The organism is uncultured Tateyamaria sp. (assembly GCF_947503705.1).
In the GTDB taxonomy this organism is placed as follows: Bacteria; Pseudomonadota; Alphaproteobacteria; order Rhodobacterales; family Rhodobacteraceae; genus Tateyamaria.
This window is the reverse complement of record NZ_CANNES010000001.1, coordinates 725369-749001: the sequence shown is the minus strand read 5'-3', so window position 1 is coordinate 749001 and position 23633 is coordinate 725369. Positions and strand designations below refer to the sequence as shown.

The 23633-nt window shown below is 61.4% G+C and carries 23 protein-coding genes; 7 read left to right on the top strand and 16 right to left on the bottom strand.

Annotated elements, in window-relative coordinates:
• Positions 1 to 51 precede the first annotated feature (51 nt).
• The gene (locus Q1A44_RS03720; RefSeq protein WP_299619846.1) at positions 52 to 555 is read left to right on the top strand and encodes a hypothetical protein; all 504 of its coding nucleotides are present in this window, start codon (positions 52 to 54) and stop codon (positions 553 to 555) included.
• 388 nt (positions 556 to 943) lie between these two features.
• On the opposite strand, the gene Q1A44_RS03715 is transcribed toward Q1A44_RS03720, so the two are convergent.
• The 7 genes from Q1A44_RS03715 to Q1A44_RS03685 form a co-directional block, all read right to left on the bottom strand.
• Entirely contained in the window at positions 944 to 1855 is a 912-nt protein-coding gene (locus Q1A44_RS03715) for a metal ABC transporter permease (protein WP_299619843.1), read from the bottom strand.
• On the bottom strand, positions 1855 to 3057 hold the full coding sequence (locus tag Q1A44_RS03710; RefSeq protein ID WP_299619840.1) for a metal ABC transporter permease: 1203 nt from the start codon (positions 3055 to 3057) through the stop codon (positions 1855 to 1857). Before Q1A44_RS03710 ends, Q1A44_RS03715 begins: the two co-directional genes overlap by 1 nt.
• 3 nt (positions 3058 to 3060) lie before the next feature.
• Positions 3061 to 3864: a metal ABC transporter ATP-binding protein gene (locus Q1A44_RS03705; RefSeq protein WP_299619837.1), complete on the bottom strand. Its 804-nt coding sequence runs from the start codon at positions 3862 to 3864 to the stop codon at positions 3061 to 3063.
• Entirely contained in the window at positions 3861 to 4811 is a 951-nt protein-coding gene (locus Q1A44_RS03700; RefSeq protein ID WP_299619834.1) for a zinc ABC transporter substrate-binding protein, read from the bottom strand. Before Q1A44_RS03700 ends, Q1A44_RS03705 begins: the two co-directional genes overlap by 4 nt.
• Before the next feature lie 102 nt (positions 4812 to 4913).
• Positions 4914 to 5858 carry an ATP-binding protein gene (locus Q1A44_RS03695; RefSeq protein WP_299619830.1) on the bottom strand — a complete coding sequence of 315 codons (945 nt, stop codon included), beginning with the start codon at positions 5856 to 5858 and terminating at the stop codon, positions 4914 to 4916.
• Positions 5846 to 6526, bottom strand: coding sequence for a response regulator transcription factor (locus Q1A44_RS03690; RefSeq protein ID WP_299619827.1), 681 nt, complete (start codon positions 6524 to 6526; stop codon positions 5846 to 5848). The genes Q1A44_RS03695 and Q1A44_RS03690 overlap by 13 nt, the downstream gene beginning before the upstream one ends.
• On the bottom strand, positions 6523 to 7980 hold the full coding sequence (locus Q1A44_RS03685) for a DUF4153 domain-containing protein (protein WP_299619824.1): 1458 nt from the start codon (positions 7978 to 7980) through the stop codon (positions 6523 to 6525). The genes Q1A44_RS03690 and Q1A44_RS03685 overlap by 4 nt, the downstream gene beginning before the upstream one ends.
• A 175-nt stretch (positions 7981 to 8155) precedes the next feature.
• On the opposite strand from Q1A44_RS03685, the gene deoC reads away from it, so the two are divergent.
• Positions 8156 to 9163, top strand: coding sequence for a deoxyribose-phosphate aldolase (deoC, locus tag Q1A44_RS03680; protein WP_299619821.1), 1008 nt, complete (start codon positions 8156 to 8158; stop codon positions 9161 to 9163).
• Between the two features lie 74 nt (positions 9164 to 9237).
• Positions 9238 to 11580: an aldehyde dehydrogenase family protein gene (locus Q1A44_RS03675; protein WP_299619818.1), complete on the top strand. Its 2343-nt coding sequence runs from the start codon at positions 9238 to 9240 to the stop codon at positions 11578 to 11580.
• A gap of 68 nt (positions 11581 to 11648) precedes the next feature.
• On the opposite strand, the gene Q1A44_RS03670 is transcribed toward Q1A44_RS03675, so the two are convergent.
• The 7 genes from Q1A44_RS03670 to Q1A44_RS03640 all read right to left on the bottom strand — a co-directional run bounded on the left by Q1A44_RS03670 (position 11649) and on the right by Q1A44_RS03640 (position 20149).
• Positions 11649 to 12968: a pitrilysin family protein gene (locus tag Q1A44_RS03670; protein WP_299619815.1), complete on the bottom strand. Its 1320-nt coding sequence runs from the start codon at positions 12966 to 12968 to the stop codon at positions 11649 to 11651.
• On the bottom strand, positions 12965 to 14311 hold the full coding sequence (locus tag Q1A44_RS03665) for a pitrilysin family protein (RefSeq protein ID WP_299619812.1): 1347 nt from the start codon (positions 14309 to 14311) through the stop codon (positions 12965 to 12967). Before Q1A44_RS03665 ends, Q1A44_RS03670 begins: the two co-directional genes overlap by 4 nt.
• Positions 14312 to 14404: 93 nt before the next feature.
• Positions 14405 to 14926 (bottom strand): DUF3035 domain-containing protein, encoded by a 522-nt coding sequence (locus Q1A44_RS03660; protein WP_299619810.1) that lies wholly within the window; start codon positions 14924 to 14926, stop codon positions 14405 to 14407.
• Between the two features lie 48 nt (positions 14927 to 14974).
• Positions 14975 to 15451, bottom strand: coding sequence for a signal peptidase II (gene lspA / locus Q1A44_RS03655; RefSeq protein WP_299619808.1), 477 nt, complete (start codon positions 15449 to 15451; stop codon positions 14975 to 14977).
• A gap of 7 nt (positions 15452 to 15458) precedes the next feature.
• Entirely contained in the window at positions 15459 to 17042 is a 1584-nt protein-coding gene (gene purH / locus Q1A44_RS03650) for a bifunctional phosphoribosylaminoimidazolecarboxamide formyltransferase/IMP cyclohydrolase (protein ID WP_299619806.1), read from the bottom strand.
• A 12-nt stretch (positions 17043 to 17054) separates the two neighbouring features.
• Positions 17055 to 18803 carry a heparinase II/III family protein gene (locus Q1A44_RS03645; RefSeq protein WP_299619804.1) on the bottom strand — a complete coding sequence of 583 codons (1749 nt, stop codon included), beginning with the start codon at positions 18801 to 18803 and terminating at the stop codon, positions 17055 to 17057.
• 74 nt (positions 18804 to 18877) lie between these two features.
• Complete coding sequence (locus tag Q1A44_RS03640; RefSeq protein ID WP_299619802.1) at positions 18878 to 20149, bottom strand: RsmB/NOP family class I SAM-dependent RNA methyltransferase; 1272 nt, start codon at positions 20147 to 20149, stop codon at positions 18878 to 18880.
• An 85-nt stretch (positions 20150 to 20234) separates the two neighbouring features.
• Here Q1A44_RS03640 and Q1A44_RS03635 point away from each other — a divergent pair, with 85 nt between their 5' ends.
• Positions 20235 to 20414 carry a DUF1674 domain-containing protein gene (locus tag Q1A44_RS03635; RefSeq protein ID WP_299619800.1) on the top strand — a complete coding sequence of 60 codons (180 nt, stop codon included), beginning with the start codon at positions 20235 to 20237 and terminating at the stop codon, positions 20412 to 20414.
• Between the two features lie 279 nt (positions 20415 to 20693).
• Complete coding sequence (locus tag Q1A44_RS03630; RefSeq protein WP_299619798.1) at positions 20694 to 20999, top strand: hypothetical protein; 306 nt, start codon at positions 20694 to 20696, stop codon at positions 20997 to 20999.
• Positions 21000 to 21073: 74 nt separating this feature from the next.
• On the opposite strand, the gene Q1A44_RS03625 is transcribed toward Q1A44_RS03630, so the two are convergent.
• The gene (locus tag Q1A44_RS03625) at positions 21074 to 21427 is read right to left on the bottom strand and encodes a dihydrodipicolinate reductase (RefSeq protein WP_299619796.1); all 354 of its coding nucleotides are present in this window, start codon (positions 21425 to 21427) and stop codon (positions 21074 to 21076) included.
• Between the two features lie 100 nt (positions 21428 to 21527).
• Positions 21528 to 22343: a 4-hydroxy-tetrahydrodipicolinate reductase gene (gene dapB / locus Q1A44_RS03620; protein ID WP_299619794.1), complete on the bottom strand. Its 816-nt coding sequence runs from the start codon at positions 22341 to 22343 to the stop codon at positions 21528 to 21530.
• Between the two features lie 87 nt (positions 22344 to 22430).
• Here dapB and rbfA point away from each other — a divergent pair, with 87 nt between their 5' ends.
• Both rbfA and Q1A44_RS03610 read left to right on the top strand, forming a co-directional pair.
• Positions 22431 to 22838, top strand: a complete 408-nt coding sequence (gene rbfA, locus Q1A44_RS03615) for a 30S ribosome-binding factor RbfA (protein ID WP_299619792.1) — start codon at positions 22431 to 22433, stop codon at positions 22836 to 22838.
• Positions 22835 to 23572: a phosphodiester glycosidase family protein gene (locus Q1A44_RS03610; protein WP_299619790.1), complete on the top strand. Its 738-nt coding sequence runs from the start codon at positions 22835 to 22837 to the stop codon at positions 23570 to 23572. Before rbfA ends, Q1A44_RS03610 begins: the two co-directional genes overlap by 4 nt.
• Positions 23573 to 23633: the final 61 nt, after the last annotated feature.

The following is a 23633-nucleotide window of genomic DNA, read 5'->3' as shown; positions in this document are numbered from 1 at the left end:
GCGAATGTGATGTGCAACAAAGTTATGAGCAAGCCAAGCGCATGAATTGAGATGGAAACCGAAGCTATGAATGCGAAGAAACGACAAAGTTCTTCAATGCTTGTGACTACGGCGCTTTTTGTGGGCTTGTTGGGAAGTGGAGCTTTTGCGGAAGAAGAAGTCTTGAATTTGAACGTAGTAACATATCAGCCACCTACTGGACTGATCGCATATTTGAACGCAAACGCACCAGAAGGCGTTTCATATAATCAAGAAGGTTACGTAGGACTGCAGGACGCCGACTTTGTGATTTACTTTATGTCCGATTTTGAGAACCGATACGAAATTCCGCATTTTGGCGCTAGGCTTCTTGATATGGGGGATGAGTTGAGCCCAGATAAGTTTGTAGTAAACCGATCAGTAAAGCATGGTGACCGGTTTGTTTATTTGATTTACGTCGCAACAGGAAATATCGGCACGTCGGAAGAGGATATTCGATGCAACACAACAAACGCCGTGGTGGCCTTGACGCTTAACCTTAAGAGCGATGCCTCTCTGCTGATGCGGGGATGCTAGTTTGTAAACTCTTAACTTGTGATTCAAATAGTGACGTCAAAGTCTCGCGTCCGCGCGTTCATCGCTTCGATTACGCGTGTTTCCTTCGATGCGCGCTTGGGAGAACGAGTGAACCCTGACTTGCGTGCTGTCGTAAACGAACACTTGTCAAACCATCACCAGACGATCGCGCAAGTGCAGCGAAAGTTCGATCTGTCCCGCAGACCAGCCATTAACCTTTTCTTAACAAACCCCACCGCACGTCCCGTTAACCCCACCCATCAAACCCAAAAGCACACAAACCGGTGCACAGGTTGTGTACGGATGGTTCACGTACGGTGACACCCGCTTTTCACAGTAAAATAAGGGGTTAACGCAGCCCCAGTCGACGTTGCGTTCCGACCGTCCGTTAACTGTTGCGCGTACGGTGGGGGCCGGCCATCGCCGCAACCCCCAGGATCAGGCCTGACACCGTCGCGATCATGCCCGCTGCACTCACCGATCCGCCCGCGCCGATCCACAGCGGGCCGTAGCCTGCCAGCACATATCCCAGCACCGCCGCCAGCGCCGCGAACCCGGCCGACCAGGCCACTTGGTGCCCCAACCGGTTCGTCATCATCCGCGCCGCGGCGGGCGGGCAGATGAACATCGCGATCACGATGATCGACCCTACCGCGTCAAAGGCGGCCACCGCCGCGATGGCCGACATGATGACCAGCCCCAGGCCCAGCGGCCCCGGGGCGATGCCCAGCCCTTGGGCGTATCCTTCGTCAAAGGTCGACAGGCTCAGGGGTCTCCAGAACAGGAACAAAAACGCGCAAATGACCACCAGCGCCAGCGCCATCCGGGGCAGCTCAACCGGGATCGTGGCCAGCGCCACAGGGTCCATCAGCGACGCCCAGCCGGTGGCATCTAGCCAGATCAAGCTTTCCAGATTGCCAAACAGCGCGTGTTCCACATCCAGATGCACCGACGACGTATCCGATTGTTCCAAAAGCAAAACTCCGCCCGCGAACATCGCGGTAAAGACGACACCCATAGCCGCGCCCGCCTCAATCCGGCCAAGCCTGCGAATGGCCTCAATCGCGATGACGGCGATCACCGCCGCCGCCGCGGCCCCCAGCAACATCGGCCCCGTCGCCACCAGTCCCGTCACCAGAAACGCCACCACGATGCCGGGCAAAACCACATGGCTGATCGCGTCCCCAATCAAGGCCTGGCGGCGCAGCAGCAGAAAGTTTCCCGGCAGCGCACAGGCCACTGCCACGCAGATCCCGATCAGGATCGGGGGCAGCGACAGGGCGACGAATTCGGCCCCCATCACACCGCCGCCTGCGGCGCGGCAATGCGCCGGTCAATCTCGCGGACCTGATCTGGGGTCAGGTATTCCTCGATCGCCGTCAGCCCGTCATAGCGGGTGGCCGCAGAGGCAAAGCTTTGGTCGGCGCGCACAATCGACCAGCGGGTTTCGTCCAGCAGCGCCTTGGCCGCCGCCGCCTGACCGTCCGCCGTGGCCACCCCGTCGGGCAGGATCAGGCCCGCCCGATGCATCAACCGCCGCGTCAGCGCCTCGTAAATCGGCTGCCCCTGCGCAAGCGCCAGCAGCCCCTGCCGCATGTGTACCCGCCGTTGGTAGCGCCAATGCGTCAGGACCGACGCCAGCACCCCGCGCCCCGGTGAAAGCAACAGCGACACAAGGAACAAGGCAAAGCCCACCAACACGATGATCGGACCTGTCGGCAAGGCGGGGGCAAGGGCCGAGGTTGCGGCACCGACATAGCCCGAAACTCCGCCAACGATGCCCGCAATCACAACGACCTGGTCGGATCTGTCCGTCCAGAACCGCGCCGTGACCGCAGGGACGATCAGCAAGGCCACAATCAGGATCAGGCCCACAATCTTGAGGCCCACAACGGTCACCACCAGCACGATCCCCATCATCGACAGATCAATCCGGTTGAGTGACCACCCGGCTGCTTCGGCATAGCCGGGGTCAAAGGCCGCCAGCTCCAAAGGCCTCCGCAGAACCAGAACCAGCACCAGCACCGCCGCCGCCGCCACGGCGAGCAGCAATGCATCGCTCCGCAACATCCCGGCGGTGGAGCCCAGCAAAAACCCCTCCAGCCCCGCTTGGCGGCCAGCATTCATCGTCTGAATGACGGTCAGGATCACGATGCCAAAACCAAAGAAAACCGACAAAACGGCTCCAATCGCGGCGTCCTCGCCCAGCCGCGTCCTTTTCGTTAGCCAATGGACGCATAAAAGGCCAATGGCTGCCGAAACACTGGCCCCTATCAGCAAACCAAAGAGCGAGCGACCGTCGCCCCCCATCGCCACCATCAGGATAAAGGCGATGCCAACGCCCGGTAGCGTCGCATGCGAAATCGCGTCACTGACCAAAGCCCGTTTGCGCAAGAACAGAAAAGTGCCCGCGACGCCCGCAGCTATACCCAGCAAAGCGGCCCCAAGGGTCACAAGCGTCGCGTTATAACCCAGCTGCAACAGCAGCGCATCGGCCAGCATGGCCTAGCCCGCCGCGCTTTCGGGATCGACGCGGGCCGTTGCGAGGCGTCCGCCATAGGCGGCTTGCAGGTTGGTCTCGGTGAAGGTGTCGACCACGGGGCCAGCGGCCACCACTTGCGTATTCAACAGCACCACATCGTCGAAATAGTCGGGCACGGTCGTCAGGTCATGATGTACGGCCAGAACGGTTCGCCCAGTATCGCGCAACTCTTTCAACACGGCGATGATCGCCTTTTCCGTTGCCGCATCAACGCCCGCAAAGGGTTCATCCAAAACGTAAATATCCGCATCCTGCGCCAAGGCACGGGCGAGGAACACACGTTGCTGCTGGCCGCCGGACAACTGGCCGATCTGACGGGTTGCAAAGTCGGTCATGCCGACGCGTTCAAGGCAGTTCATGGCCTGCGCGCGGTGCTTGGCCCGAATGCGGCCCAAGAGGCCCAGCTGGCGATACAGACCCATCATCACCACGTCGATCACGCGGGTCGGGAAATCCCAATCCACGCTGGCACGTTGAGGCACATAGGCGATCCGGTCACGCATTTTGGCCAAGGGTTGGCCAAAAACGCTGACCGATCCGGCAAGCGGGGTGACAACGCCCAAAGCGGCCTTGAGCAAGGTTGATTTACCCGCGCCGTTGGGCCCGACAATGGCAGTCATCGCACCTGCGCGCACCGTCATATCAACAGAGAAAATCGCAGGCGTCTGACCATAGGATACCGTCAGGCCACGCACTGACAGGGGGCTGGCTGTGCGGGCGGCGCGATCCACTTCAAACGCCTGATCTGTCACCAATGCAATGTTCATGCGGATCCCGCCAATTTGCCCAAGCGGCCAGCCACCGGCGCATCAACGCCCAGTGCCCGCGCGATGGTGGTTACGTTGTGGTCAATCATGCCCAGCCACGTGCCTTCATAGGTTCCCTCGGGGCCCATCGCGTCACTGAACAGAGACCCGCCGATGCGCACCATGTGACCTTGGGCAGACGCCCCTTCGATAAGCGCCCGGATATTGCGGTCAGAGACTGAAGTTTCCACAAAGACCGCAGGCAATTGCCGCGCCACAAGGAAATCGACAAGCTGGCCAATGCGGTTCAGCCCCGCCTCGCTTTCGGTCGAAATGCCCTGGATGCCCATGACCTCAAACCCATAGGCCTGGCCGAAATAGCCAAAGGCGTCATGCGCGGTTAGCAACACGCGTTGGTCTTCGGGCACGGCCATCAGTGTGGCGCGGGAATAGGCCTCAAGCGCCTTGGCCTCAGCGGCAAAAGCCGCCGCATTTGCCTCAAAGGTAGCACGCAAATCTGGGCGCAGGGCCGACAGGGCCTCGACTACCACCGGAGTGCATTGCGCCCACATCGTCGGGTCCATCCAGACATGGGGGTCAAAGCGGCCCGCGTAATCCTCATGCGCCAGCAGACCCGAGGGCTCCAGCGTTTCGGCCACCGCGTGTACGGGGCGCTTGCGGCCCAAATCCTCAAAAAACGCCTCCATCTGCGCCTCAAGGAACAGGCCATGCCAGAACGTGGCATCCGCCCGGGTCATGGCGACAATGTCGCTGCGGGTCTGGCGGTAGCCATGCGGGTCAACACCCGCCCCCATCAGACCCTGCACGGTGACAGCGTCCCCGCCAACTTGGCGGACAAGATCGGCAACCATACCTGTGGTCGCAACGATGTTGAGACGATTAGCGGCAAAGGCAGGGGCCGCAGCAAATGCGGCAAGACTGGCCAATGCGGCACGGCGAGAAAGCATAAGAGAGCGGTTGTGTGTCATGAGATTGAATATGAGAGTCATTCGCAGAAAGTCAATGTTTCTGCGAAGCGTTCGCAACTGAAGCGCTCAGATTCTGCGCTTTTAGTCAAATTCGATGCAAAAAGAGGCGCCCGACCCTTCATTCAGCAGTGAAATAGTTCCACCCCGCGCCTGGACGAGGCTGCGCACGATGCTTAGCCCCATCCCAGTGCCGCCACTGTCCCGCCGGGTGGTAAAGAACGGATCAAACACACGCGCCCGGTTACCCGCACTGATCCCGCGCCCATTGTCGCGGATGATCAGCCCATTTTCTGCGGCTTCCAAGGTCAGCTTGGCTGCACTATGTTCGGCCGCGTTATGCGCCATCTGCGTTAGGATGGTGACCAGATCCTCACGGATCAACGGCACTGTACCATCGTCTACAATCTCAATCGCGATATCGGCTTCCAACTCCGATGCAGCCTCCGACACGAGACAGGTTCCGGCCCCGGCGCTTGAGGTGGCTTGCGCATGGCGCGCCAGATCGTCGAGCAGCGCTTGCATCCGCTGCGCTGCCTGATCGATGGTTTCTGTGAGGGCCTGCGCCGCTGCACCCTTTGCCCCATCCTGAAGCAGTTCGGACGCGCCGCGAATGGCCGTCAGGGGGGATTTCAACTCGTGCGTGACGTGATCAGCATAGGCCTGGATGCCCGCCGCGCGACTGCGCAGGCCGTCACCCATGGAGGTGACGCTGGCCGCCAAGGTGCTCAACTCGGGCGTTCCGAAATGCGTGGGGATTGGTGCCGGTTGTCCCTCCTTCATCGCCCGGGCATAGCCGGTCAGCGCATGCACGGGGCGCAGCACCAAGCGCCATAGCAAAAAACCCAGCACCAGGGTCGCGACACAGGCCAGACCTGCAATCAGCCACGCCGCCTCGCCCCAGCCCAGCACATTGCCCCAGAGCCTCAGATAGACGATGCCCAGGATCGGCAAGCTCAGCACTGCCGCCAAGGTGCCGCCCAGAACCAACGCCAGCGGCGGTCGCCATTTTCGGGTTATGCGGTGCATGGGCCCATCCGAATGCCAATGCCGTGCACTGTTTCGATCGCGTCATCACAACCCGCCTGTGCCAATTTGGCCCGCAGGTTGCGCAAATGGCTGTCGAGCGTCCGGTCACTGACACCCCCGTTCCGCCCATAAAGCGCATCGGTCAGCGCAGGACGCGCCGACACCCGGTCGGGGTGAGCCATGAGGTGGGCCAAAATCTCCATCTCGCGGGCGGTCAATGTGACGGGGCGGTCTTGCACAGTACACATGTGGCGATCCGGGTCGAGCTTGAGGACACCGCGCGCCAGCGATGGCTGCACCTGCGGCCCGCTGCGTTTCAGGATGGCACCGATCCGTGCCACCAGTTCGCGCGGCGAAAAGGGCTTGGTCACATAGTCATCGCCACCAAGTTCAAAGCCCAACACGCGGTCAATCTCGTCCTGGCGGGCGGTCAGGAACACAACCGGCGTCTGATCCGTGGTGCGCAAGGCACGACACAAGGCAAGGCCATCCATCTCGGGCAGGCCGATGTCGAGCACGATCAAGTCAAAGCGCCCGCTGCGAGCCTTGGCCAACCCTTCGGCCCCGTCACCGGCTTCGGTCACACTGTGGCCCGCCTGACCCAATGCAATCCGCAGGACTGAACGGATCTGCGGATCATCGTCCACAATCAGAATCTCGGCCTTCATCTTTGTGCGGTGTCCGTGGATTGCATCATGGCCGCGAGGCTACGGCGCACCCGCCAGTTGCGAAAGCCCCATTCGCGCCAATCCATCGGGCGAAACAAGGTCGGCACCCGGTAGTAGACTTCGCAATAGTCCGCTGTGCTTTGCCCCGAAAAGCGCTCAATGGCGGGCATAACCCCTTCGCTCATCTTGCACAGCAAGCGCCGATCCTCCGGCACATCGCGCGTCAGGTTATAGCGGGCGACGGCACCATCAAAGTTCACGAAAGCACAGGCATAAAGCGTCACGGCCCCCAAAAGCGCACTGCGCACTAGCATCCAAAGGGCGGGCCGGTCCTCCCAAATCTGCTGGGCGGTAATGCCAAGGCCGATGGCCACGATCCCCATCCAGACAAAGGCCATCAGGCGCAACGGCGTCAGGCCATAGGCTCCGACATAAAGATCCAGGCGCCAAAGCGAGGCAAAGACCAGAGCCAGCGTCTGCGCCAGCCACAGCATCATCGACCAGCGCAGGACGGGCCGCCCCGCCAAGTGTGGCCGCGCCAGCACCGCAAAAGCCCCGGCGAGCAATGCCGTGACCAGCAGCGGGTAGGCCCCGCGATGAGCATAGGTCGCCGGGCTGATCCCCTCGGGCAGGGCGGCGGCGCCGTAAAGGAACAGGACGTCCATCCCGGTCTGCACCGCAAAGAGTGCGTTGAATGCCACCAAGGACCGCGCGACAGAGGCGGCATTGATCAGGCCGGGCCGTTTGACGGTGACGCGTACAGGACGGTGCCGGATCAACCGGGCCTGCATCCGAACGGCGACCAGCCAGGGCCAGATCAACACTGCCAAAAGGCTCCAAAGGATCATGCGGGCGATGTCCGGGCTGGGCGGGCTCCAGGTGAAGAGGCGCGTCAGGCTGTGGTCCAACACCGGATTGGCCCCAACCAGCAAAAGGGCAAAGAGGATCGACAAAGCCACAGGCACGGCCCATCCAAGCAAGGTGCTCTGCAAATCACGCTCTGCCATGGTGATCGTGCCGAGGCGCTGTGCGCCCCCGACCAGGTCGCGCCCAATTTGCGCCGGAGCCACCCACCACAAACGCATCACGCCGCGCATTATGTCATGCCGCGTCACCCCCGCCAGCACCACACAGACCGCACATAATCCGACCCAGGCAATCAACAAAGAAAGCGGCTGCACAAGCTCGACCAGCGGCAGCAGCGCCAAGACGCCACCCGCTGCAACCCCGACGCGGGACCGCACAGTCAAGCGGGCCCACCCAAGGCTGAGCCCCGCAAACACAGCGGCAAATGCAAAAACCGCAAGGCTCAGGCCCGGGGTCACGTTCCAGACCGCCAGATCGCCCAGGGCGATCAACAGGATCAGTAAAACGGCCTTGACGCTGGCCCTGCGGCGACTGGCCTCGGGGCAGGCGTGAACGGTTGGTGGAGTGTCTACGGGATAGTACGTCATGCCGGGGGCCTTTTGCCTTGTGTTTTGGTCGTAACACCAATGACAAGGCCTTGTGCAGGACGCATCGCACCCCTTGTGCACAAGATGTGCAGAGCAGCGTGCCGCACGGGCAGCGCTTGCCAAACGCGGTTCCTCATGCGACCACTTTGCGGTGCAACGGCCCAAGAGAGTGACCATGCAAAGCCCCACAACGCAGACACCCGAAACCGTGACCCAGACACATCAACTGCCCCAAGTGACAGAGCCGCGCAATCCCGGCATGGCGCTCGATCTGGATTGGGTCAGGTCTGTGCAGGCGAACACCTCTGCCATCGAACGACGTTGTGCAAGCTTGCCCGGGCGGCGCTCGATCAAGAAGGATCATCAGGCGGCCTGGCTCTTGCGGGCGGTGTCTTGCATCGATTTGACCACCCTGTCGGGGGATGACACAGAACGGCGGGTTGGGCGGCTTTGCGCCAAGGCGCGCCAGCCGGTGCGGGCCGATTTGTTGGAACAGCTGGGCATGACCGGCCTGACCACCGGGGCGGTGTGTGTTTACCATGATATGGTGCCTGCGGCGGTGACAGCTCTAAAAGGGACGGGCATTCCAGTGGCCGCCGTCTCGACAGGCTTTCCGGCAGGCCTGTCCCCCTTTCACCTGCGTATTCAGGAGATCCGCGAAAGCGTGGCCGCCGGAGCCGAAGAAATCGACATCGTGATCTCGCGCAGGCACGTGTTGGAAGGAAACTGGAAAGCGCTTTATGACGAGATGGCAGAAATGCGCGAGGCCTGCGGCGACGCCCATGTCAAAGCGATCCTGGCCACCGGCGAACTTGGGTCCTTGCGCAATGTGGCGCGGGCATCGATGGTTTGCATGATGGCCGGGGCGGATTTCATCAAGACGTCGACCGGCAAGGAAAGCGTGAACGCCACCCTCCCCGTTACGCTGGTCATGATCCGGGCCATCCGCGATTATTTCGAGCGGACGGGATACCGGGTCGGCTACAAACCCGCGGGCGGGATTTCCAAGGCAAAGGACGCGCTGGTATACCTTTCGCTGATCAAGGAAGAGCTGGGGGATCGCTGGTTGCAGCCAGACCTCTTCCGTTTTGGCGCGTCGTCCCTTCTGGGCGACATTGAGCGTCAGTTGGAACATCACCTGACCGGCGCCTATTCCGCAGGATATCGCCACCCGATGGGGTGAGCGGAATTTGACACAAATTCCGGCCGTTTTCCGAGACGGAAAACGCCGCCCGGCATCGAACCAAGGACGCAGACATGACCGTCAAAGACATATTCGAGACGATGGATTACGGCACCGCCCCGGAAGCCGCAGGCGACGCACTGGCGTGGATCGTGGATCAAGGTGCCCGGTTCGGCCACTTCATCGACGGAGCCTTTACCGATCCTGCCAATGGATTCGACAGCACCAACCCAGCCACGGGCGAGGTTCTGGCAACACTGACCCAGGCAACCCAATCAGATGTGGACGCCGCCGTAAAAGCCGCTCGCGCGGCCCAGCCCAAATGGGCGAAATCCGGCGGTCATGCCCGCGCCCGTGTCCTTTATGCCATCGCCCGCCTCTTGCAGAAACACAGCCGCCTGTTCGCTGTCCTGGAAACGCTCGACAACGGCAAGCCCATCCGGGAGGCCCGCGACATCGACGTGCCTTTGGCCCAACGCCATTTCTACTATCACGCGGGCATGGCCCAGTTGATGGACGCCGAGCTTCCCGATCGCGAGGCGCTCGGCGTGTGCGGCCAGATCATCCCCTGGAACTTCCCGCTCCTGATGCTGGCCTGGAAAATCGCGCCTGCGCTGGCCATGGGCAATACTGTTGTTCTCAAACCCGCCGAATACACGTCACTGACCGCTCTGCTCTTTGCCGACATCTGCCGTCAGGCGGGCGTGCCCAATGGTATCGTGAACATCGTGACTGGCGATGGTGCCGTGGGCGAGATGATCGTGAACGCAGACGTGGACAAGGTGGCCTTTACAGGCTCCACCGCCGTGGGTCGCCGCATTCGCGCGGCGACGGCAGGCACCGGCAAGGCGCTCACGCTCGAATTGGGTGGCAAATCCCCCTACATCGTCTTTGACGACGCCGATCTGGACAGCGCCGTCGAGGGCCTCGTGGATGCAATCTGGTTCAATCAGGGTCAGGTCTGCTGCGCAGGATCGCGGCTGTTGGTCCACGAACCGGTGGCCGATGTGTTCTATGCCAAACTCCGCGCGCGAATGGACAAGTTGCGCATCGGCGATCCGCTGGACAAGTCCATCGACATCGGGGCTATCGTTGATCCCGGCCAGTTGGAAACGATCACCAAGATGGTCAGCGCCAACGACGCGGGCAACACTTATCAACCTCAAACGACGCTGCCCGCCACAGGCTGCTACTATCCCCCCACCCTCATCACCGGCCTCAACACCGCCGACACGTTGATGCAGGAGGAGATATTTGGCCCCGTCCTCGTTTCCACCACCTTCCGCACACCCGCCGAGGCGGTGGAACTTGCCAACAACACCCGCTACGGTCTGGCCGCGTCGGTGTGGAGTGAGAACGTCAACCTCGCCCTCGACATCGCACCCAAACTGGTCGCAGGCATCGTCTGGGTGAATGGGACCAACATGATGGATGCCGCTGCGGGTTTTGGCGGGGTCCGCGAAAGCGGGTTCGGACGCGAGGGCGGCTGGGAAGGGCTTCAAAGCTACACCAAGTCCAAAGGCAAACCAAAAGCGCTGAAACCCATCCCGGCCTATATTGGCGAAGACACGCCAACAGACCCGCTGGACCGCACTGCCAAGCTCTATATCGGGGGCAAGCAGGCGCGGCCCGACGGGGGCTATTCACGCAATGTCTATGGCAAATCCGGCGCGCTTCTGGGTCAATCCAGCCTCGCCAATCGCAAGGACCTGCGCAATGCGGTCGAGGCTGCGCATGCGGCAAAAGGATGGTCAAAAACCACTGGTCACCTGCGCGCGCAAATCCTCTACTACATCGCTGAAAACCTCTCTGCCCGAGCCGACGAATTCGCGGACCGCATAAACAAGATGCAAGGCGGCCGGTCGGGAGACAAAGAGGTTGAGGCCTCAATCCAGCGCCTGTTTACCTATGCCGCGTGGGCCGACAAATATGACGGTGCGGCCAAGGGTGTTCCCATCAAAGGCATCGCGCTGGCCATGCACGAACCGGTAGGCGTGATCGGCGCATTCTGCCCGGATGAGGCGCCCCTGCTTGGCCTGATCTCCTGCATCGCACCCGCCATCGCCATGGGCAACAGAGTGATCCTGACGGCGTCAGAACCATTCCCGCTGGCCGCCACAGACTTCTACCAGATTCTGGAAACCTCGGACGTACCGGCTGGCGTGGTCAACATCCTCACAGGCAGCCATAGCGAACTGGCCCCACACATGGGCAAGCACCTCAATATCGACGCGGTCTGGTCATTCTCCAGCAGTGACCTCAGCTCCACAATCGAACGCGAGGCGGCAGGCAACATCAAACGAACCTGGGTGAACAATGGTCAGGCGCGGGATTGGTACGGCGCCGAAGGCGAAGGTCGCGCGTTCCTGCAAGCCGCCACAGAGGTCAAAACCATCTGGGTGCCATACGGGGAATAACACTTCTCTGTTTCAAAAAATCCCGGGGTTTGGGTCAAAGCGCCAAAAAACGCGTCCGCGCGCAGCACTCAATTGGCGACAGTACTCTCCAAACCGACGGGTTGGCCTACCACCACGAAATGCAGACCCTCGGGGTCCAGCAACTCACCGGCGACACGGCGGACATCCTGCAACGTGACGGCCTCGACCTTTTCATTACGTGTTGCAATGTAGTCGATGGGCAGGCCCAGCATCTGCATACCCACCATGATGCGCGCAATCGGTCCATTGCCGTCAAAGCGCAGCGGATAGGCACCGGTCACATAGGTCTTGGCGGCGTCCAATTCGGCTTGTGTCACCCCCTCGGCGGCGGCGCGGGCCCATTCGCCCCGGATGACAGAGACGGCTTCGGCAATGCGGTCATTGGCCGACGCAACCTGACCCTGATAGGTTGCCGCGTGGTCATTGGGCACGAGAAAGGAGTAGACCCCGTAGGTCAGTCCGCGCTTTTCGCGCACTTCGGTCATCAGCCGACTTTCAAACCCGCCAGCGCCCAGCACTTGATTCAGCACGCGGGCCGCAAAGAAGTCAGGATCTTCCTGGGCAATGCCGGGCTGGCCAAAGATGGCAACGGATTGCGGCGTGTCAAAGGGAATCACGGTGGTGCCCCCTTCAATGGTAATATTCGCAGGTCCAGGTTGGGGCGCGCCCTCTTCGGGCAGCGCGCCCAGCAGCGCGTCCAGCAGCGGGCCCAATTCTTCGGGCGTGATGTCACCAACGGCCCCAACATAAAGGCGATCCTTGGCAAACACGGCGCGGTGCGCGGCCAGCATATCGTCACGGGTCAGGGCCGTGACGCTCTCGATCGTACCCTCGTAGGGCGTGGCGTAAGGGTGGTCACCATAGGCCATCGCGTCAAAGGCTGCGCGCGCAATCTCGTCGGGATCCTTTGCGTCAGACCGCAGACCCGACAGCACCTGTTCTCGGACCCGGTCCAAGGCAACCTGTTCAAAACTGGGCTCGATGATCGACGCCCGCAACAGGGCCACCGCCTCGGGGCGGTTCTCGCTCAGGAAACGGGCAGAGACAGACACGGAATCGTCGCTGGCATCATAGCTGAAGCTGGCAGCAAGGCTTTCGATCTCGCGGGCAAAAGCACGCGAATCCAGATCACCCGCCCCTTCTTCCAAAAGGCCGGTCATCAGATTTATGGCCCCCCGCTTGCCAGGTGCATCCAGCGATGCCCCCCCGCGAAAGCGCAATTCCAGCGCCATGAAGGGGATGGAAGGTTCCTCAACCAGCCAGGCCGTGATGCCGCCGGGACTGACAACCTCCTGAATTTCGATTTCGGCCCGGGCGGGCAAAGTGGAGACGAGGGCCAGCATCACGGCCGCAAACAAACGGGTCATTGGGTCACCTCCTCATTGCGCATCAGCCAACCGGTCACCGATGCATCCCGGTTCAGAACCATCCGGGCCGCGGCCATGATGTCGTCAGCGGTCACAGCTTGCAGGATATCGGGCCAGGCCTGCACATCCCCGACCGTCAGACCAGAGGTCAGAGCCCGGCCATAGCGGTTTGCAATCCGGTCAACATTGTCGCGGGCATAGGTTTCACTGGCGCGCAGTTGATACTTGATCCGCTCCAGCTGTTCTTCGTCCACACCGTCCTCAAGAAATTGGGAGATGGTGGCGTCCATCGCATCCTCAACCTCTTGCAGGCTCACGCCAGGCGTGGGGACAACGACAACGTTGAACGTGGCATCGTCCAGTGAAATCCCCCGGTAGAATGACGCTGAATAGACTGCCTTTTGCGTATCAAATTGCAGCTTTTCGGTCAGATAGCTTGTCGTCCCGCCGCCCAGCACATCCGCCAAAAGGGTCAGGGCGGCCGCCATTTCCTGATCGCCGCTGTCGCGTTCCGGGGCCAGATATGACCGGCTCACATAAGGTTGCGCAACGCGCGCATCGCGAAAGATCAGGCGGCGCTCGGCGGTTTGGGGCGGCTCTTCGGTCCGCAGGCGTTCGGGCAGATCAGGATTGGCCGGGATTACGCCGTAGTATTTTTCGGCCAGCGCTTTGACCTCGTCCGGGTCAACGTCGCCTGACACGATCAGGATGGCGTTGTTGGGATAGTAGTAGGTGTCATAGAACCCGATGGCATCCGCCATATCCAGCGTTTCCATCTCGTGACGCCAGCCAATGATCGGCACGGCATAGCGATGGTTGAGGTATTGCGTAGCCCGCATCTGTTCGCTGAAAAGGGCCGCCGGATTGCTGTCGGTGCGTTGGTTGCGCTCTTCGAGGATCACGTTGCGCTCGGTCGCGATGTTCTGCTCGGTCAGGCGGATATTGCGCATCCGGTCCGCCTCCATCCGCATCATAAGTTCCAGGCGATCGGCAGCCACCCGCTGGAAATAAGCGGTGTAGTCATAGCTGGTAAAGGCGTTGTCGCGCCCCCCATTGGCTGCAACCGTGGCCGACAACTCACCATCGGCAAGCGTATCTGTGGCCTTGAACAGCAGGTGTTCCAGAAAATGGGCCACGCCCGACGACCCTTTTGGCTCGTCGGCTGATCCGGCCTTGTACCACACCATGTGCTGCACGACGGGCGCGCGGTTGTCTTCAACCACGACGACTTCCATTCCGTTGTCCAAAACGAACGCGGTCACACCGTCTTTGGTTGCCGCAAAAAGCGGAAACGCGACAAAGCTGGCGGCAAGACCAAAAAGGGCGGCACGGAAACGGTTCATTGCAAGTCCTGTGTTCAGGGCGGTTGCGAAACCAGATACGGTGCCGCCGCCCCTATTCAAGCTGCACTGGCGCGTTTGTGAGCAAAAAGCGCCCTATCGGCGCCGCAACCGCGGGCCACCTGGCGGAGCGGTCGGCGTCGGAATGCCTGCGCGGCGGAAAGCACGGGCTGTTGCGCGCGCGTCCAGTGCCTCACGGCGATAGGCCCGGTTGTACAGGTCTTCGCTGAACAGGCGGATCTGCGTCAGGCGGGACTGGCGCTTGCGGAATTGTTCGTCTGCCGCTGCCAGTTCGCCTCGGATATTCGGATCGACGCCAAAGCGGTTGGCGTGATTGACCAGCGCTGCATCGCGTCCCGGGATCGGCGCGTTGGGCGAGCCGCGCTGCCCACCCAGCTGTGCGACACTTTCCTCAAGCGGGCGCTGATCAGAGCGATTGAACCCGCCCGGCGTCGGATCAGGCAGCGCGCCCAGGTTTTCCGGCTGCTCCAGCGGAAGGGCGGGCACCACGATGAACTCGTCCGGGCCGTTGCCCGTCGCCTGAACCTGGCGCAAACCCTTGTTCTCGCAAGCGGCCAGCGCAGTCACGCATATTAATGCACATGCGATCAAACGCATCCGAACTCTCCTCATTTGGTTCGCATTATCGCAGCTTGACCCACCTTGTCACGCGCCCTTTTTGCCCGGCCTGGGATCATGCCCAAAGAAGACGAGGCCAAGGGCGCCTGCAAAGATAAAGATATCAGCCACATTGAACACAAACGGATTGTCGATCCCGCAGCAGGACATGTTCAGGAAATCCAGCACAAAGCCATAAAGCAACCGGTCCAGCACATTGGCCAGAGCACCCCCGATAAGCAGTCCAGCACTGGCAGTGGCCAAAGGCGGTTGCGGATGCCGCCACAGCCAGACCAGAACGCCCACGCAAATCGCCAGGGCGATCCCGATCAGGACCCAAACACTGACCCCATCGCCAAAGAGGCCAAAGTTGATCCCCCGGTTCTCGCCATAGCGCAAGCGCAGCAGCGGCGGCCACACATCCACAGGATTGAACTGCGACACGCCCATCACATGGATGACCAGAAATTTACTCAGCTGGTCCAGCGCAAAGGCGGCAAAGGCAAAGAGGGAAAGGAGCTTCATAAGGGGCTTAATGCCGGAAATGACGCATGCCCGTAAAGACCATCGCCAAACCGGCCTCGTCCGCCGCGGCAATCACCTCATCATCGCGCATCGACCCACCGGGCTGGATCAGGGCCGTTGCCCCCGCCTCTGCCGCCGTGATCAACCCATCGGCAAAAGGAAAGAACGCATCCGACGCCACAACCGACCCTTGTGTCAGTGGAGCGGGCAGGCCCATCACTTCGGCCATGTCCTGAGCCTTGCGCGCGGCGATGCGGGTGCTGTCCACACGGCTCATCTGGCCCGCGCCTACGCCGACAGTGGCCCCGTCCTTGACGTAGATGATGGCGTTGGATTTCACATGTTTCGCCACCGTCCAGGCAAACAGCATATCCGCCATTTCCTGATCTGTCGGCTGGCGCTTGGTCACAACCTTCAGGTCGTCCAGGTCAACACGGCCAACATCCTTGTCCTGCACCAGAAAGCCGCCCGACACTTGTTTCACAGCCAAAGCCGCAACGGCAGGATCGGCCAGACCATCAGTGGTCAAAAGCCTCAGATTCTTCTTCTCTTTAAAAATACTCACGGCCTCATTACTGGCCCCGGGCGCAATCACAACTTCGGTAAAGATACCCGTGATCTCACGCGCAGTCTCTGCGTCCAGTTCAGTGTTCAGCGCAATGATCCCGCCAAAGGCCGACGTCCGATCACAGTCAAAGGCACGGGCATAGGCCTCTTTCAGCGTCGCACCGGTGGCCACACCACATGGGTTCGCGTGCTTGATGATCGCACAGGCAGGGCCTTTGCCCGCAAATTCACTCACCAATTCAAAGGCCGCATCGGTGTCGTTGATATTGTTGTAAGACAGCTCTTTGCCCTGATGCTGCACTGCCGTCGCCAGCCCCGGACGGGCCGAGCCGTCCGTATAAAACGCCGCCGCCTGATGCGGGTTCTCGCCATAGCGCAACGACTGGGCCAGCGTCCCGCCAAAGGTGCGACGGCGCGGCGTACCGCCCACTTGGGCCGCCATCCAGGTGCTCACAGCCGTGTCATAAGCCGCCGTCCGGGCATAGGCCGTCTGCGCCAAACGCTGGCGCAACGCGTATCCTGTTTGACCGTCATTGGCATCCATCTCGGCCAGCACTGCGGCATAATCCTCCACATCGACGACCACGGATACAAAGCCATGGTTCTTGGCCGCCGAGCGGATCATCGCCGGGCCACCAATGTCGATATTCTCGATCACTTCGGCATATGCAGCGCCTTTAGCCACCGTTTCCTCAAACGGATAAAGGTTCACAACCACCAGATCGATAGGGCCGATGTCATGGGCCTGCATCGCGGCCACGTGGTCGTCATTGTCGCGCAGGGCGAGCAACCCGCCATGGACCACCGGGTGCAGCGTCTTGACCCGGCCATCCATCATTTCTGGAAAGCCTGTAACCTCTGACACGTCCTTGACGTCCAGCCCGGCGGCGCGCAGCGCTGCCGCCGTTCCCCCCGTGCTCAGCAACTCGACCCCGTGGCCTGCCAGTGCAGTGGCGAATTCCACCAACCCCGTCTTGTCGGACACAGAAATCAGGGCACGGTTCAGCGGGGCAAGGTCGGTCATGGGGCAGCAGTCCTATTCGTCTGGGATGACACCGGGCGCATCCCTGTTGAGATCGCGGATGCCCATGGCAGTTTCCTGCGCCTTGGACAAGGACCAGCGCACGCGGGTCGCATAATCCATGGCCTTGCCCGACAACACGATCTGCAGGGCCGCGCGGGGTTTCAGGCGGCCTTTTTCCAGATAAACGCTAGGTTCCAGCGCCAGGGTCTGCGTCCCGTCATGGCGAAACACCCAGATCTCTCCGCTTTTGAGCGCGATGGAAACGGCACTGCCGCCCATGTCGAGGGCCGCGTCAACTTCGGGGTGCAGGTGAAAGCGGATGTCAAAAGGCACGCCTGCCAGTTTCTTGCCGTCCATCACCCTGTCAAACAGGCGTTTTTCCGCATCTTCGAGCGCCAGCAGCATGTCCTCGCCCGCCATGCCCCGCCCATCAAAGGTCAGCTCAAGCTGGCGTGCATGGGTCAACCCATGGGTTTTGACATAGCCGTTATGCCCGCCCTGAAACCGCAAGCCATCCGGCGCATGGCTCACCTCGATGGGCACATGAGACGGCGCATCCACGAGCGCCTCACGGGCCGTGGCCCGATCCGCATCGCCCAATCGCGCGCTGGAATATCCGTCCAGGCACAAGGCAGAGTGCGACGGTGTGGCGCGCCCCGCCCGTCGCCAATCCGCACCGAAACTCGCCCCCGATCCGCAATTCACGATCAACGGCCTGCGCCCCGAAGTGACCTCAAAAGCCAGCGTCGAGGCATGCGCGTTAAAGCTCGCGCCCGGTGCGGGCGGCGTGGCCGCGTCGATGATCACACTGGTGCGCCCCGCGCTCAGCCGCGCATAACCCATCGACAACCCATCGGGTTGCCGGGTCTTCACGTCGCAAGAGGCCAGCGCATGGTCCAGCCACCCTTCCTGCCCCCGGCCACCGCCGTGAAACCGCGCCAGGCCTCCATCGGAATGGCGCAAGGTGCGCAGGGTCGGTGCAATCCGTTCAATGGCCGCGAGGTGCGGCACGGGCGTCGCGCGCCCCGCATCGGTCAGCGCGGCAGAGGCCCAGGTGAGCAGAGTAAAGACATCCAGCAACTCTTCGGGGTTGCGCGTGGGCAAACCACCCTCGTCGTCAATCTGATCGGTGCATTCCTGCGCCAGCGCGGTGACGGCAGGCGTGGCCAGATCATCCATCCCCTCCAACGACAGCCCGGCATAAATGAGGCCCGTCAGCGCCTCGAACCGGGGCAAGCCCGGCGCAGCCGCATACCAGCGCTTGGACAGAAACGTCGTTTGCTGGGCCAGAGATTGATAGAACGCGTCCGACTGTTCCGCTTCGGTGCCGCGCAGGACGAACAGCGCGTGGTTGATCCAGCGGATCAGCCGTCGACCGGTCAGGTCCGGCGTCCAACCGGGCCCGCGTCCCTGGCCATAGCGGTCAATCCACCCCCACAACCACTTTTGTCCAACCTCCCGGGTGGACGCGTCACCAACAGCCGCCAGGTCATCCATCCAGGCAAAGCCATGCAAAGCCTCAAGGTAGGCACCGTCCGGTGCGTTAACGTCCCATACATCAACGCCGGGTGCCTCGACCAAAGCGCCTGCAAACAGGTAGTTGCCTGCCACCAACTGCCGCCCCTTGGCAAAGCTGCCGATGGTGCGCGGTTCGGGCGACGACACAAACGCCGTTGCCGCCCTGGCGCGCGTGGTGCGCCGGGCGTGCCAACGGTTCAAAAACCGGGCCTTGCGGGCCGTGAACCCAAATGGGGTGGACATACTCTACTGCCTCGACGCTTCTGGGGCGCTCTTTGGCAGATCATAACCCCGCCGGGTCAGCAAGTCACGCGTTCTCAGCCCGCTTTGCGCATCGCGGCGACGTAAAACCCGTCCATGTGGCCAATCTCTGCCCAGAAATCAGGGCGCAGGCGCAGGCCCCCTTCCTCGGTGATCCAGGCGGGGTCGATGCCGGGACGGTCAAGTGCGGTACGGTCGATGCTGAGGGCGGGATGGCGTTCCAACGCCTCTTCGACCTGCACCTCGCCCTCGTCCGGCAGCAGCGAACAGGTACAAAACACCAGCCGCCCGCCAGGCTTGAGCAGGGTCAGCGCATGGTCGATCATCCGGCTTTGCATGTCGATGAGGTCGGCGAACTCGGACCCATCCTTGGCAAAGGGCAGATCAGGGTGGCGCCGGATCGTGCCGGTCGCTGAGCAGGGCGCGTCCAACAGAACGGCATCATATTGGCCCGTCAGCGTGAACATATCCGCCACTTGCACATCCGCGCCCAGCCTGGTGCGGACCAGGTTCTGGGACACACGCAGCATCCGGCTGGACGAGATATCCACCGACGTGACATTGGCGCCAGCCGCAGCCATTTGCAGGGTCTTGCCGCCAGGCGCGGCGCACAGGTCCAACACGTCTTCGCCCGGTTGGGCATCCAGTACCTTGGCGGGCAGGGCAGCGGCGGGGTCCTGCACCCACCAGTCTCCTTGAGTAAATCCGGGCATCGCCGACACCTGTGTCCCCGCGGGGACACGGACCGAACCGGTGGGCGTCAGCGTGCCTCCAACGGCCTTGGCCACGGCCTCTGCATCGCCTTTGGCTGTCAAGTCCAGCGGGGCACCGGCGAAAAACGCAGCCTCCATCCCCAATACGGTCTGACCGCCCCAAGCCTCAACCAGCGGACCGCGCAACCATTTGGGCAAGCGCGGCGTACGCAGCGCATTCCACTGCTCGGGGCCTGTCGTTGCGACTTTGCGCAGTACCGCGTTCACAAGCCCCTTGAGGTGGCCATAATGCTTGTGCTTGGAAATTATGCTGACCATGGCATTCACGACGCCGTGGGCCGCGCCGCCATTGCACAACTCGATCGTGCCCACGCGGAGCGCATTGCGCACGGTCAGGGGCGGGTATTTCTGCAAATGCTTTTGCAATATGCGATCCGCGCGCTCGATCCCGCGCAGGGTTTCGACGGTCAAACGCTGGGCGCGTGCCCGGTCCTCGGGTGCAAGCCGGTCCAGCACGCCCGCGCCGATCAGTTCGGGCAAAAGCTTGCCTTCGCCCATGATCTGATCCAGCAGAAAAATGGCGCTGCGGCGCGCGGGCAGACCCAAATCGCTCATATCGTCTCCGAAAGCTGATGGCGCAGCGACTTGCCGATGCGCAGGCCGGGCGTATATCAAGGGCACGCCGTATAAGGAAGCCACCATGTCCGACGAAACGCCTGCTGACCTGCCCCCCGCCGCCCAGCGCGCCCTGGCCGAGGCCGAAGCGCGACGTAAGGCCGCCAAAGAGGTCGAGTGGCCCGCCGAACTGGGCGGCCGCGACGGACCGGAACCGGTTCGGTACGGCGATTGGGAAAAGAAGGGTATCGCGGTCGACTTTTGAGGACCATCGGGATGCCATATCCCTGTCTGCTTCACATCTACAGAGCTAGATTTGACCGGCAGGTCGATGCTGTATTTCAATTTCGTGAATGAAGCGTCCGCTCCTTGAAGGAAACGCTTTAGCAAGTTCTATCCTGTGCCTGAGGCGATCCATACTTGGCACAGCAAACATGCGAATTGCCTGTGACGACCCATTCCATTGATGATTGACTTTGATGGCGAAAGGCAAATAGCCTGATTTTATTAGTTAAATCTTCACTTAAGTTAGGAAATTAACACCATGGATACAAAGACAGTTGCAGGCGTCGAGGTTTTGTTCACGCCCGGATATAGCCAGTGGGACATGGCGGGTGACACTTGGCACATCAACTGGCAATTGGGGGAAAAGAAGAAAGGCAAAGAGGTCTTTCACGTGACAAAGGAAGCCCGTCCCAAGCTGCACTACTTCTTTACTCTGGATGCCGGAGTTATTGACGATGCCACGTCACCTACAAAAGCTAAGAAAGGGACTGCGTTTAAGTTTTCAGCGCTTCCCGGCGAAGTCCAAACCTTTGTCAGAAACAACATCGATGCGTTGGGTGGTTAAACCGGCACTGGCATCGTCGTGAATGGACCAACAGGATACTAAGCCTTGAAGTGGCGAGCCAAGGCGCGTCAGGTTCAACGCAACCGGAACATCGCGCTGTCGCCTTTACCCCTGTCTGACGTGAATTTGATCCGGCCATCCGCCGTCGCCTCGACAGCCTGGCAGTTGTAGCCCAGCGCGTCGCCGCCCCAGAACAGGTCGCGACAGAAATAGCCGTCTTTCCATGACCACGTGCCTTCGATGTCCCAGCGCGCGCCGCGTCCTTCGATGCGGCCGTCGGGTTTGACGCTGATCTTGATCAGAGGGCGGGTCAGGGTCTTGCCCGCCACCACGTCCACGAATTCCTTTTGATCATCAACCTTGATCAACTCGGCCTGAGCTGTGCCGGCAACCGCCATTGCGACAAGTGCACTTGCTAGAACGCGCATGGTGAAACCCCTTGGAACATCTTTCAGCTTCAAGGGTGTTACGCGGAGCACGCTGTTTTGGTTCACTGCACCGGGTCAAAAACTGCGGCGCAATCGGCAACTATTTGCGCAGGCCCAGCACATCCAGCATGTCATAGGCGCCGGGGCGTTGGTCCAACGCCCACAACGTCGCCTTGAGCGCGCCCTTGGCAAACAGCGCCCGATCCGTCGCCATATGGCGCAGCACGATCCGCTCGCCCTGACCCGCAAAGAGCACGTCGTGTTCACCTACAATGTCGCCGCCCCGGATGTTGGAAAAGCCGATATGCCCGCGCGTTCGGGCCCCTGTGATCCCGTCACGCGCCGCGTCCTTGACCGCGTTCAGGTCCACGCCCCGCCCTTCGGCGGCGGCCTCGCCCAGCATAAGCGCTGTGCCCGAAGGCGCGTCGACCTTGTGGTGGTGGTGCGCCTCGATCACTTCGATGTCGAAATCTTCGTCCAGGGCGGCGGCCACCTGTTTGGTCAATTGCACCAGCAGGTTGACACCAAGGCTCATGTTGCCTGCGCGCACGATGGTGCAGTGGCGGCTGGCCGGTTCCAATTGCTCGATCTGGGCCTCGGTCATGCCGGTGGTGCCAATGATATGGGCGGCGCGGGCCTGGGCCGCGATCTTGTTCAGAGCCAGGGTTGCCTCGGGCGCCGTAAAGTCGATCACCGCCTGTGCTTGGGACATGGTTTCCAGCACATCATCACTGACCACAACTCCGAGGGTCGTGCCGCCCATCGCTATGCCAACATCTTGACCAACCCAATCATGGCCGGGCCGTTCCAATGCCCCCGCAAGCCGGACCTTGTCACTGGCCATGACCGTCTGGATCAGCATCTGACCCATGCGGCCCGACGCCCCTGCAATCACGATCCCCGGCAATTCTGACATAGTCCGACCCTTCCTTGGCAACTTCCCGCTGTCCTAACCCGCCTTGCATCGCTTGGCAAAGCCCCGTGCCTCCCTTAGATGGGACAAATGGCAAAGAACAAATTTCATGATGGTCCCGGCCCGTCTCAGCGACAGCTGCGTGTGGGCGAATTGATTCGCCGGACCCTGTCCGAGGTGCTGGCGCGTGGCGATGTGCATGACCCCGAACTGAACCGCATGTCGATCACCGTGGGCGAAGTGCGCACCTCGCCTGACCTAAAGATCGCGACGGCCTTTGTGTTGCCGTTGGGGGGGCAGGGCCAGGAAGACGTCGTCAAGCTCTTGGCCCGCAACAAGGGTGAGCTGCGCCGTGCGGTGTCGAAAAAGCTGGCCTTGAAGTTTGCGCCTGATCTGAGGTTTCAACTGGACGAGACTTTTGACCGGATGGACGAAACCCGGCGGATGCTGGCCCAGGACGTTGTGGTCGAGGACGTGCGGCGGGACGCCGAGGAATGATCCGTCTGGCCCTTTTGGTGTTGGCTGCGATGGCCGGACCTGTCTGGGCCGCCGATTGCCGTGATCTGACCTCAGAGGGCAATCGATATACTCTGTGCGAGGTTGATACCACCCGTGAAGAGTTGCGCCTGTTTTTGTACGATGCCGATGATCGGCCCTATGGCCAGTTTGCCCGTGTGGACGCGGCGCTGGCCTCTTCCGGCAAGGTGTTGGGCTTTGCCATGAATGCCGGCATGTATCACGACAACCGCGCGCCCGTGGGTCATTATATCGAAAATGGCACCGAGTTGATGCGTGTGATCCCCAATGCGGGGCCGGGCAATTTTGGCCTTTTGCCGAATGGCGTGCTGTGTCTGGCGCCCGGTCGGGCGCAGGTGATCGAGACCTTGCGCTATATCGACGAAGGGCCTGCTTGTGATCATGCCACGCAATCGGGGCCCATGTTGGTGATTGACGGTGCGCTGCACCCCCGGTTTCTGCCCGACAGCACGTCGCGCTATATTCGCAACGGCGTGGGCACCAATGCGGATGGCACCCGCGCGGTCTTTGTCATTTCGAACAACGCGGTGACCTTTCACGAGTTTGGCAGCCTGTTTCGCGATGTGCTGGCTTTGCCCAACGCCCTCTATTTCGATGGCAATATCTCGCGGCTTTATGCGCCTGATCTGGGGCGGAACGACTTTGGATTTGCCCTTGGGCCGATTGTCGGCACAGTTGTGGCCGCCGACAACTAGCCCCCGATTGACAAGCCGCGCGGCCCTGCGATAGGCGGCAGCCCTTGGAACGAAAGGGGCG

Coding starts and splice junctions, on each gene's coding strand:
- Q1A44_RS03700 (WP_299619834.1), bottom strand. CDS start 4,811: ATGCTTTCTCGCCGTGCCGCATTGGCCAGTCTTGCCGCATTTGCTGCG.
- Q1A44_RS03690 (WP_299619827.1), bottom strand. CDS start 6,526: ATGAAGGCCGAGATTCTGATTGTGGACGATGATCCGCAGATCCGTTCA.
- Q1A44_RS03630 (WP_299619798.1), top strand. CDS start 20,694: ATGGATACAAAGACAGTTGCAGGCGTCGAGGTTTTGTTCACGCCCGGA.
- Q1A44_RS03720 (WP_299619846.1), top strand. CDS start 52: ATGGAAACCGAAGCTATGAATGCGAAGAAACGACAAAGTTCTTCAATG.
- Q1A44_RS03685 (WP_299619824.1), bottom strand. CDS start 7,980: ATGACGTACTATCCCGTAGACACTCCACCAACCGTTCACGCCTGCCCC.
- deoC (WP_299619821.1), top strand. CDS start 8,156: ATGCAAAGCCCCACAACGCAGACACCCGAAACCGTGACCCAGACACAT.
- rbfA (WP_299619792.1), top strand. CDS start 22,431: ATGGCAAAGAACAAATTTCATGATGGTCCCGGCCCGTCTCAGCGACAG.
- Q1A44_RS03625 (WP_299619796.1), bottom strand. CDS start 21,427: ATGCGCGTTCTAGCAAGTGCACTTGTCGCAATGGCGGTTGCCGGCACA.
- Q1A44_RS03645 (WP_299619804.1), bottom strand. CDS start 18,803: ATGTCCACCCCATTTGGGTTCACGGCCCGCAAGGCCCGGTTTTTGAAC.
- Q1A44_RS03610 (WP_299619790.1), top strand. CDS start 22,835: ATGATCCGTCTGGCCCTTTTGGTGTTGGCTGCGATGGCCGGACCTGTC.
- Q1A44_RS03695 (WP_299619830.1), bottom strand. CDS start 5,858: ATGCACCGCATAACCCGAAAATGGCGACCGCCGCTGGCGTTGGTTCTG.
- Q1A44_RS03635 (WP_299619800.1), top strand. CDS start 20,235: ATGTCCGACGAAACGCCTGCTGACCTGCCCCCCGCCGCCCAGCGCGCC.
- Q1A44_RS03705 (WP_299619837.1), bottom strand. CDS start 3,864: ATGAACATTGCATTGGTGACAGATCAGGCGTTTGAAGTGGATCGCGCC.
- Q1A44_RS03670 (WP_299619815.1), bottom strand. CDS start 12,968: ATGACCCGTTTGTTTGCGGCCGTGATGCTGGCCCTCGTCTCCACTTTG.
- Q1A44_RS03715 (WP_299619843.1), bottom strand. CDS start 1,855: ATGGGGGCCGAATTCGTCGCCCTGTCGCTGCCCCCGATCCTGATCGGG.
- dapB (WP_299619794.1), bottom strand. CDS start 22,343: ATGTCAGAATTGCCGGGGATCGTGATTGCAGGGGCGTCGGGCCGCATG.
- Q1A44_RS03710 (WP_299619840.1), bottom strand. CDS start 3,057: ATGCTGGCCGATGCGCTGCTGTTGCAGCTGGGTTATAACGCGACGCTT.
- Q1A44_RS03640 (WP_299619802.1), bottom strand. CDS start 20,149: ATGAGCGATTTGGGTCTGCCCGCGCGCCGCAGCGCCATTTTTCTGCTG.
- Q1A44_RS03675 (WP_299619818.1), top strand. CDS start 9,238: ATGACCGTCAAAGACATATTCGAGACGATGGATTACGGCACCGCCCCG.
- Q1A44_RS03660 (WP_299619810.1), bottom strand. CDS start 14,926: ATGCGTTTGATCGCATGTGCATTAATATGCGTGACTGCGCTGGCCGCT.
- purH (WP_299619806.1), bottom strand. CDS start 17,042: ATGACCGACCTTGCCCCGCTGAACCGTGCCCTGATTTCTGTGTCCGAC.
- Q1A44_RS03665 (WP_299619812.1), bottom strand. CDS start 14,311: ATGAACCGTTTCCGTGCCGCCCTTTTTGGTCTTGCCGCCAGCTTTGTC.
- lspA (WP_299619808.1), bottom strand. CDS start 15,451: ATGAAGCTCCTTTCCCTCTTTGCCTTTGCCGCCTTTGCGCTGGACCAG.